Here is a 9,035-nt window from a genome sequence, read left to right on the forward strand (position 1 = left end):
AAAACTTCGTATTATGACAATCCAACGATTCCTGATAGTTCTCATGAAATGGCTGGCAGCTTTCGCACTAGCCGCGGGGATCGTCATGCTCATACGCCTTTTCTGCATAGAGTCCTATCGCATCTCCACGGACTCTATGGAAGAGGCTTTGCATAAAGGGGATTATATCCTAGTCAATAAAATACCGGGGAAGAATAAGCCCGTCCGGGGCAAGGTCGTGCTTTTTACCAGCCCGCTCTCGCGGGATTCAGCGGATGCTCCCTTATTCATCAGCCGCTGCATCGGTATGCCGGGCGATACGATCCGGGTCAGCATGGACGGATATACGATAAACGGGCATAAAATCCCCCGCTCTCCTCGCTCCCTCTGTTCCTATTTCATAACACTGAGCGCCAAGGAGACGTTCTTGGAGACGTTAGAGAAGTTGGACATCCCACTTAGGGATTTCAGGCAGGAAAGTTTCGGCTGTATGCTCAGCCTCACGGCTTTCGAGGAATATCAATTGAGGGAGGAATTGCCCGACGCCATAAACCGTCATTTTATCGGGGAACAAATGCAAGAATACATGTTGATCGTCCCCCGGAAAGACCGGGCTTACCCGCTGGACGCCGCCTCGCTCACCGCCTGCAAGGAGATCATCATGCGGGAGACGGATGGTAAAGCTTCCTTCCGTGACGGAAAGTTATATCTGGACGGGCGGGAGACTAATTTCTTCTTTTTCCAACAAGACTACTATTGGGTACTGTCCGATAATACCAACGAGGCGGTAGATTCCCGCCATCTCGGTTTCATACCGGCCGACCATATCGTCGGCAACGCTTGGCTCTGCTGGTACAGCCCCGACAAACAACGAATCTTTAAACCCGTTCATTAATCATGCGACCTGTATATATAGCGACCGCCTATCTAGGCCCCATACAACAATATTGTAAGATGCTCCAATACCCGGAGGTCCGTATCGAGACCGCCGAGAATTACGTGAAGCAAACCTATCGTAACCGTTGTTCCATCGCCGCCGCGAACGGCCCACTCTCCCTATCCATCCCCATCGTCAAGCCGGATACCTTGAAATGCCAGACCAAGGACATCCGTATCTCCGACCACGGAAACTGGCGGCACCTACACTGGAACGCTTTGGTATCGGCCTACAATATGAGTCCGTTTTTCGAGTATTATGCCGATGACTTCGCTCCTTTCTACGAAAAGAAATACGAGTTCCTCCTCGACTTCAACGAGGAACTGCGCCGTCTAGTCTGTGACCTGTTGGATATGCAACCCGCAGTCGTCTACACCGACCATTATGAACCGGAGGTAGCCAACGATTTCCGGGAAACGATCCGCCCGAAACACGAAGGGGAAGATCCCGCCTTCCGCCCGGAACCTTATTATCAAGTATTCCGGGAGAAATTCGGATTCCTCCCCAATCTGAGTATTGCTGATTTGCTGTTCAATATGGGCCCCGAAGGACTCGTTACGTTACGGGCATCGATTACCGGATCTCTTTAATCGCTTGTATCAAGGCTTCCATATCTTTCGGGAAGATATCTCCGATATTACCGATACGGAATGTATCCGCATCCGAGATCTTACCCGGATAGATCACGAAGCCTTTCTCCTTTAGCCGCACGTAGAACGAGGCGAAATCGAAATCCGCAGAGGGATATAAGAACGAAGTGATAATAGGTCCTTGCGCGTTATCGGACAGTAACGTCTTAAAGCCCAATCCACGCATACCTTCCACCAATACTCGGTGATTCTCTTGATATCTCTTATAACGAGCCGTGATACCGCCTTCCTCGTTCAATTCCTTCATCGCTTGGTAGAAAGCGTGAACCACGTGCGTCGGAGACGTGAAACGCCATTTGCCTCCCCCTTTCTCCATCGCTTCCCACTGGGCATAGATATCTAAGGAAAGCGAGCGGGCATTCCCCTTCGTCGCCATCAATTTATCTTTTTGGGCGAGGATAAAGCCGAAGCCGGGAACTCCTTGAATACATTTGTTCGCACTACTGACCAAGAAGTCGATACCTAAACCTTTCACGTCGATAGGGACACCGCCAAAGCTGCTCATCGCATCCACGATAAAGGTAATCCCCCGGCCCTTGATCACCTCGGCTACCTCCTCAATCGGATTCAACAAACCGGTCGTGGTCTCGCTATGTACCATTGAGAGATGCGTGATACCGGGATGCTCCTCCAAGGCACGTCGGGCTACCTCGCCGGTTACCAGTTCCGTCTCATGCAAAGAGACCAGTACGTAATTGATATGATAATAATCGGCGATCTGCGCCATACGTTTGCCATAAGCGCCATTAGCGAGGATCAACAATTTATCCTCCGGACGCACGGTGGCCCCGATCGTAGCCTCCACACAATACGTTCCGCTACCTTGCAGCAGGACACTGGTGTACGCATCCCCGTCCAGTCCCGCTATCGCCAGCAAGCCTTTACGGATCGGGGTAACGATACCCTCGTTATAATCCTTATCCCACGTACACCAATCCTGAAGCATGGCCTCACGTACCGTCTGCGACGTACTCAACGGACCCGGTGTCAATAATAAATAGTTTCTCATATGATTGTTTTATTTTATTCGGTTATCAGGCTTGATCCCTGTTGTTAATCTTCTCAATGCAAGCAGGCAGCTCGGCGATCGTATCCAAGACGAAATGAGCCCCCGCCGCCAACATACGCTCACGCACCTCTTTCTTCAGAGATTCCCATTCTTCCGCCGGACGGCTGTTATATTCCTCCTCGCTCACGCCCATCTCGTTGCTACCGGTCACGATACCGACGCTCCATACCTTGGCGTTCACGCCCTCCTTAATATCAGCGATCGTATCTCCTACCTTCACCACTTGATCTACGGAAGGAATCGCCAAATCGATCATATTCTTATAGATCATATACGGAGCGGGGCGACCGGCCGGGACCTCGTTCGGTGTCACCAGATTATCTACCCTATATCCTTTGGCCTCGGCTCCGGGACGGACAATCTCCATCATCTTCGCCGTGTACCCGGTCGTAGAGCCGATCTTTATACCTTGCTCGCGAAGCATCGCCATCGTCTCCAAGACTCCCGGTATCGGAGTGGTGAAATCCTTCAAGGAAGCGAACAAATGTTTCTCGAAACTAGTGTACATCTCATCCACGTCCCTCTTGTTCCAGTCCCTCTTATACAAGGCACGGAACTTCTCGTTCACCTCCGGCATACTCAAGATCGCCTTGATATGATCGATCTTCAAGAGACCCATCGGCTCACGGGCCTGCCGGTAAGTGATATCAATCCCTTTCTCTTCCGAGAATACCTTGAGGAAAGCGTTCAACGGAGCGAAGCATCCATAATCCACGGCCGTACCGGCCCAATCCATAATGACACCTGAAATCTTCTTCATATTCTGTATGTATCGTATTTAATAATTTTCTTGTTTAAGCGATCGTAAGGACATTGTTTTCGGTAGGCTCAAGAGTTGCTATTTCCTCGCAGCCACATAAAGCGGTCTCCTTGCGATAGCGTTGCCGCAAATATACGAAGGAAGCGACAAAAGTGGCACAGCAAAAGATCCCTACATATCCGGCAAGTTGGTTATAAAATACTGCCCAATCCAATCTCGTACCCACGAATTCCTTTAGCACCAATACCAGTATCGTACCCGTGTACCCCAGAAAATCTGTTAAGACAATAAAGAAACCGACGTTTCCCCGTATCTTGAAACAAGCGATGAAGCGATCGAAGAAAATCGTCTGGAAGGTTAAGTAAGCCATATACAGGCAGAGGCTCTGCAAGAAAAGCCATGTCACCGGACTCAATCCCATCCGCTCCTGCCCGAACGACACGAACGCCATGACCATCATGCCCGTAATAATCAAACCGTACAGGACTGAAAGCGCCTTAAAATTATCTTTCACGAGCACCATCAAACCAAAGATCGCCAAGATAGTCAAGGTCACCACGCTATCTATTTGCGTGAACAACCAAGGTGAGTAACCGGACATATCAATGATATTCACCAAGAAGTCCTCCTTGATATCCCGTAACACCACGATCGCTATATTCGCCACGAAAAGCATCGTCAAGAAAGGCATGAAGTTCTTGAAAAGCTCCCAACGCTGCCGCCCGTTCAAGGTCTCCCGCTCCGACTTCAAGGCGATATCCTCCTCCGTAGGTTGTGGAAGCCGGTTTAGCGCATATCCCAACAAGGCTAGCAAAGGCAATGCCACCGCCCCGATCAAAGCCGGCATCCAGAACTCGCTGACCTGCCATATATCCATCACGTACAAGCCGACAGACTTCGCTGTACCGGAACTGATCACCATACTTACGCCCAACAAACTAGCGAGGACATCCGTCATCCTACGTCCTTCTATAAAGCTGAAAATAATCCCCCACATACATCCCAGCGAAAGCCCGTTCAAGAACATCGCCGCTATATTATAAGGAGCCGAGAGCAACCCGAAGAATACCAACGAAAGTTCCGCCATCACCACGGACATCAAGATGAACCGCAAACGCTCTTCCCGCCGCAACTCCGATATCAACTTAATTCCCATGAACTTCGACACCACGTATCCCAATATCTGCACGATCGTGACCGCCACCTTATAGTCCATATTGAATACCTCCAGATCCTCGAAAGCGGCAGCCGTATACGGCTTACGCAACATATATACCAAGGAATAAGAAAGCAAGGCGGCCCCTCCGGCCCATAGGATGAAAAGGAGATCGGAAATCCGTTTCCGGGATGTTTTATTGCTCTGTATCGCAGTGTCCATAATCTTCTGTCGTTTTATTTTCGAAGGCAAAAGTACAGCCGCCATGTTACAGACATATTACTGAACCCATGAATGTATATTATTAATACCCAACTAGGAATCAATAAATTATAAAGAAATATTTATGTAACATTCATGAAACGGAAACGCAACATATGTCCTCTTATTTTGTAAGGTAAATCAAGAATATAAACACATGAACAATCTTCAAGAATTCTACCGAAAGATCGAATATCTACGAAGCAATGGGGTTAAGATGAAAGAGATAGCCGACTGGATCGATATGGCTCCCAGCATATTGTCCTCCCTATATACGACCGTATTGCCGAATTATTTCGAGGGCATCAAGAGTTACCCGCCGGAAGAAGCGCTGGACTCGGCGCTCGCCCTAGTGAATAACGTGTCGAAAAAACGTTTGCTTTCCCATATAGAGGAGATGATCCTTCGCCTAGACCAGATGGAGCTCGCCGAACCGGATAGCCTAAAAGATAATCCTTTCGCCAAGCAATTGATGGAGGAGACACGGCTCTCCGCCTCTAAAATAGAGGCTTTCAAAGGAATCTATACCAGTTACAGCCTTTCTTCCTCCTCGGACTGCCTCAAGATGGAACCCTTCCTACTCTCCCCCTCGGATAATCAAGTCCGTGTAGGGCGGATCAGCGCTTATGGAGAGGCTCAATGGGGATTCGGGATCATGCCCGATCCTCAGAATTTCCATTGCATGCTGAACGAGAACCAAGCGCCCCAATTCACGATGGTAACGATATACCTGCAAATACCATTTTTCAAGAATCCCCGCCAATTACGAGGATTATACATCGGGCAGGATTATAATCGTAACCCGATTGCCCGCCGAATCCTTCTTATCAAGGAATCAGAAAGCACGGAGATCGATGAATTCATGAGCCGGAAAAGCGGACTGATCGATAAAGAAGATTTTACCCCGGAACAACAGGCCTACTATGATTATACTTGCCAAACAGGAGATTTTATCAAGATGTGTACAGTCCCATCCCTGCGGATGGACGAGAGTGATTTAGTCAAAGAAAAGAAGATGCTAACCCTATAAACCAGTAGAGACGGGGCATGCCCCGTCTCCCACCATCCCAATAGAATAGAGACTGATTATTCCTTCTGGAACTTCCTGCTCACCTTCAAAAGGTTCGCCGTAAAAGAAACCACGTTCTGGGCCTCTTGTACCATGTTCAAATAAACCATGCTCACCTTCGTGCTGCCGGACTGCCCTTGGATACGCTTCAACTCCCCTTTCTTCAAGGCGGTAAGTTGGTTCATCAAGGTAATCGACTCAGCGATCAGCTCCTCAAAACCAATATAATCGTTTTTACGGATCATAGTAGCGCAATTTCTCAAGAAGGAGATGATTTGTTCAGATACCTTACCAAAATCATCTTTCTGTACCGGACTCAACGGGCTGAAATTATTATCGATATGATCTTTCATCGGTTCTGCTAAGCGACGGATACTGAATATGATCTCGCTGGCGAAGTCATTTCCTTGATAATAATAAAGCCCCTTCTCCACGGCGATATCGTGATCCAATTGGGTAACGCCAAGCGTACCGACACGTTTCACTTGCTTCAAGTGAATCTTCTTCTCCTCCACGGCAGTCAAGACCTTGCGCAACTCACGGAGGTTCTCATTCATGAATCCATTTACCGCCTTACCGAATACTTCCGCCGTAAAATCCAGATCGGATTGTAATTCCTCACGGCTATGCTCGCGGAACAGTGCCAAAGCCTCACGGGTATCCGTAGCCTTACGAAGTTTAGACACCGTAGAATTCACCTCCTCCTTCAATGCCTCTTTCCGCAATTTAGCCTTATAAGCGAAGTGGCTACGAACCAACGAATAGATCGCCAAACCAATCATAGCGACCAAAGCTGGAATACCTCCCCAATAAATCAAAAGAGCGACGATGAAACAGATCGTAAAAGCAGCCCCTGCCGTAATGAACCAACCACCTATCACGGACAATACGCCTGTGATGCGATATACGGCGCTCTCACGCCCCCAAGCACGGTCTGCCAACGAAGTACCCATAGCGACCATGAAAGCCACATACGTCGTAGATAAAGGCAATTTCAAGGAGGTTCCCAAAGCGATCAGCAATCCGGACAAAACCACGTTCACCGAGGCACGTACCAAGTCGAAGCTAGCCTTGTCATCCATGATCATCTCGCTTTGGTTGAAACGGCTATCAATCCAGTTCTTAACCGGAGTGGGCACGATACTTAATATCGTAGCGGATATATTACTGCAATTCCGTACCAATACCCGTGCGACAGGCGATGTACCGAAAGACTCCTCTCCATCCGATTGACGAGACAGATCCAAGGAAGTCTTCACCACGTTCTGAGCCTTTTTGGAGGTAGCCAAGGCGATTACCATCACGACCCCGGAACCCACCAAGAAATACCAAGGTGTCTGGGCCGGTCCCAACAAGGAGGTCATCAAAAATGTATCCGTGGTAGTGGTCCCTCCCTGCGCCATCAAGTCCATATAAGAGGAATAGCCAGCCAAGGGGACTCCGATAAAGTTCACCAAGTCATTCCCGGCAAAAGCCAACGCCAAGGCAAACGTACCCATCAAAATGACTACCTTGAATACATTCACCTTCAACCAATGCAATACCTGCATCAAGATCGTAAAAAATACCATACATCCCAAAACGATCATCCCCGTATTGGCATACACCATATCCTTGAACTCACCCGTCATAAAAGAACTTGTCTTCAATCCCTTTATCAGCATAAAGTAAATGATGGAAGTGGCCGCTAAACCTCCGAACAGACCAATAAAATATTTAGAGCTTTTCTTATAATTAAACGAGAACAAGATCCGGGACAGATACTGCACGATCACACCAAAGAAAAAAGCGATCGCCACAGAAAGAAAGATACCCAAAATCACGGTAAAAGCCTTTTCGGTATTCAGCAGATCCCCCAATTGCAAAGCGCCTGAAGAACTAGCGATCTTTACCAAAGCGATCGCTACCGTTCCACCCACCAACTCAAACACCATGGAAACCGTTGTCGAGGTCGGCATACCTAACGAGTTAAAAATATCCAGTAGCACCACATCCGTAAGCATAACGGCCGCAAGGATACACATGATCTCCGAGAAATAAAAATGCTGGGGTTGATAAATACCATGCCGGGCGATATCCATCATACCATTGGATAACGCCGCTCCGACAAAGACTCCCACAGCAGCGATAGCGATAATAACTTTAAAGGATGCGGCTCTCGCGCCGATAGCTGAATTCAAGAAATTCACGGCATCATTACTAACACCGACCGATAAATCTACGATGGCCAATACAAACAAAAATATGACCAAGAACAAATAAAATGTTTCCATACTGATTGTTATAATTCTTGCGCAAAGTTCTGAAACAATTATTTCGCATCCGTTACATACATATTACAATGATGTTACAACCTGCGGATTAGATTCAAAAACAACCAGATATGAAATTAGGTTGAAATTAACATCAAGTATTTCTCTTTTAAGAGAGAGATCCACTAAGGGTTTTTATATACATTTGCGACTATATATTTAGAAGGGAAATAAGTTAACAAGATTCTAGTTACTTGGAAAAACACTCCAAAGAAATAATGCAATGGGTCTGTGAAATCGCGCTATCCGATTCTCAAACTGCTTTTAAATCGCTTTATTTAGCCTATTTTCAGAGGCTAATGCGGTTTACATCCCTTTATGTGCCTTCCTCTGTAGAAGCTGAGGAAATTGTCTCTGATACATTTCTAAGTCTTTGGAATAATAGAAAGTCATTACCGGAGATCTCTAACTTCGATTCTTATATCTATGGCATAGCCCGCCACAAAGCCATCAGCCTATACCGGACACAGCATATGGAGAAAGTCCAGATCGATGAGAATACGATCGATTTATTTGCGCATACCGATACTACGCCCGAGGAAGAACTTATTTCCAAAGAATGCATCGATCATTTAAATGAGGCGATCAATACACTCCCGGATAAATGCAAGATGGCTTTTAAACTGATCCGTGAAGATAAGATGAAATATAAGGATGCGGCAAATATCCTAGAAATATCAGTAAAGACATTAGAAGCCCACATCGCCACGGCAGTCCGAAAACTACGGGAATCTCTAGCTAAAGAAATAAACGACTAATCTATCCACGTTCCCTCTTTGTAAAGACGTAGCGTGCCACATCTCTACAACGGCCGGTGTATATACCAAAAAAAGGAGCCAATC

At 47.3% G+C, this 9,035-nt stretch carries 8 protein-coding genes; 4 read left to right on the plus strand and 4 right to left on the minus strand.

The genetic code is table 11. The annotated features are described in order from the left end of the window. Positions 1–13 precede the first annotated feature (13 nt). Together lepB and DWX84_RS09560 are read left to right on the plus strand one after the other, a co-directional pair. Positions 14–874, plus strand: coding sequence for a signal peptidase I (gene lepB / locus DWX84_RS09555; protein ID WP_008774293.1), 861 nt, complete (start codon positions 14–16; stop codon positions 872–874). 2 nt (positions 875–876) lie between these two features. Next, positions 877–1,506, plus strand: a complete 630-nt coding sequence (locus DWX84_RS09560; RefSeq protein WP_048928462.1) for a WbqC family protein — start codon at positions 877–879, stop codon at positions 1,504–1,506. On the opposite strand, the gene phnW is transcribed toward DWX84_RS09560, so the two are convergent. The 3 genes from phnW to DWX84_RS09575 are packed head-to-tail and all read right to left on the minus strand — an operon-like array spanning position 1,490 to position 4,773. Continuing rightward, positions 1,490–2,575 (minus strand): 2-aminoethylphosphonate--pyruvate transaminase, encoded by a 1,086-nt coding sequence (gene phnW, locus DWX84_RS09565; protein ID WP_005860653.1) that lies wholly within the window; start codon positions 2,573–2,575, stop codon positions 1,490–1,492. The genes DWX84_RS09560 and phnW overlap by 17 nt on opposite strands. Before the next feature lie 25 nt (positions 2,576–2,600). Further along, positions 2,601–3,395, minus strand: a complete 795-nt coding sequence (gene phnX, locus DWX84_RS09570; RefSeq protein WP_005860651.1) for a phosphonoacetaldehyde hydrolase — start codon at positions 3,393–3,395, stop codon at positions 2,601–2,603. Between the two features lie 34 nt (positions 3,396–3,429). Beyond that, positions 3,430–4,773: a DUF5690 family protein gene (locus DWX84_RS09575; protein WP_009018755.1), complete on the minus strand. Its 1,344-nt coding sequence runs from the start codon at positions 4,771–4,773 to the stop codon at positions 3,430–3,432. Between the two features lie 196 nt (positions 4,774–4,969). Here DWX84_RS09575 and DWX84_RS09580 point away from each other — a divergent pair, with 196 nt between their 5' ends. Next, positions 4,970–5,842 (plus strand): hypothetical protein, encoded by an 873-nt coding sequence (locus DWX84_RS09580; protein WP_009276618.1) that lies wholly within the window; start codon positions 4,970–4,972, stop codon positions 5,840–5,842. Positions 5,843–5,898: 56 nt separating this feature from the next. Here the strand turns inward: DWX84_RS09580 and DWX84_RS09585 are convergent, their stop codons facing one another. Beyond that, complete coding sequence (locus DWX84_RS09585; RefSeq protein WP_044545184.1) at positions 5,899–8,154, minus strand: inorganic phosphate transporter; 2,256 nt, start codon at positions 8,152–8,154, stop codon at positions 5,899–5,901. Positions 8,155–8,411: 257 nt separating this feature from the next. Between DWX84_RS09585 and DWX84_RS09590 the strand changes: the two genes are divergently transcribed. Continuing rightward, the gene (locus tag DWX84_RS09590) at positions 8,412–8,951 is read left to right on the plus strand and encodes an RNA polymerase sigma-70 factor (RefSeq protein WP_005860644.1); all 540 of its coding nucleotides are present in this window, start codon (positions 8,412–8,414) and stop codon (positions 8,949–8,951) included. Positions 8,952–9,035: the final 84 nt, after the last annotated feature.

Origin of the sequence: Parabacteroides sp. AF21-43 (genome assembly GCF_003635435.1) — a bacterium.
In the GTDB taxonomy this organism is placed as follows: Bacteria; Bacteroidota; Bacteroidia; order Bacteroidales; family Tannerellaceae; genus Parabacteroides; species Parabacteroides distasonis.

Bases quoted from the DNA above. Each gene is read 5' to 3' on its own strand.
- lepB (WP_008774293.1), top strand. From the start codon at position 14: ATGACAATCCAACGATTCCTGATAGTTCTCATGAAATGGCTGGCAGCT.
- DWX84_RS09560 (WP_048928462.1), top strand. From the start codon at position 877: ATGCGACCTGTATATATAGCGACCGCCTATCTAGGCCCCATACAACAA.
- phnW (WP_005860653.1), bottom strand. From the start codon at position 2,575: ATGAGAAACTATTTATTATTGACACCGGGTCCGTTGAGTACGTCGCAG.
- phnX (WP_005860651.1), bottom strand. From the start codon at position 3,395: ATGAAGAAGATTTCAGGTGTCATTATGGATTGGGCCGGTACGGCCGTG.
- DWX84_RS09575 (WP_009018755.1), bottom strand. From the start codon at position 4,773: ATGGACACTGCGATACAGAGCAATAAAACATCCCGGAAACGGATTTCC.
- DWX84_RS09580 (WP_009276618.1), top strand. From the start codon at position 4,970: ATGAACAATCTTCAAGAATTCTACCGAAAGATCGAATATCTACGAAGC.
- DWX84_RS09585 (WP_044545184.1), bottom strand. From the start codon at position 8,154: ATGGAAACATTTTATTTGTTCTTGGTCATATTTTTGTTTGTATTGGCC.
- DWX84_RS09590 (WP_005860644.1), top strand. From the start codon at position 8,412: ATGCAATGGGTCTGTGAAATCGCGCTATCCGATTCTCAAACTGCTTTT.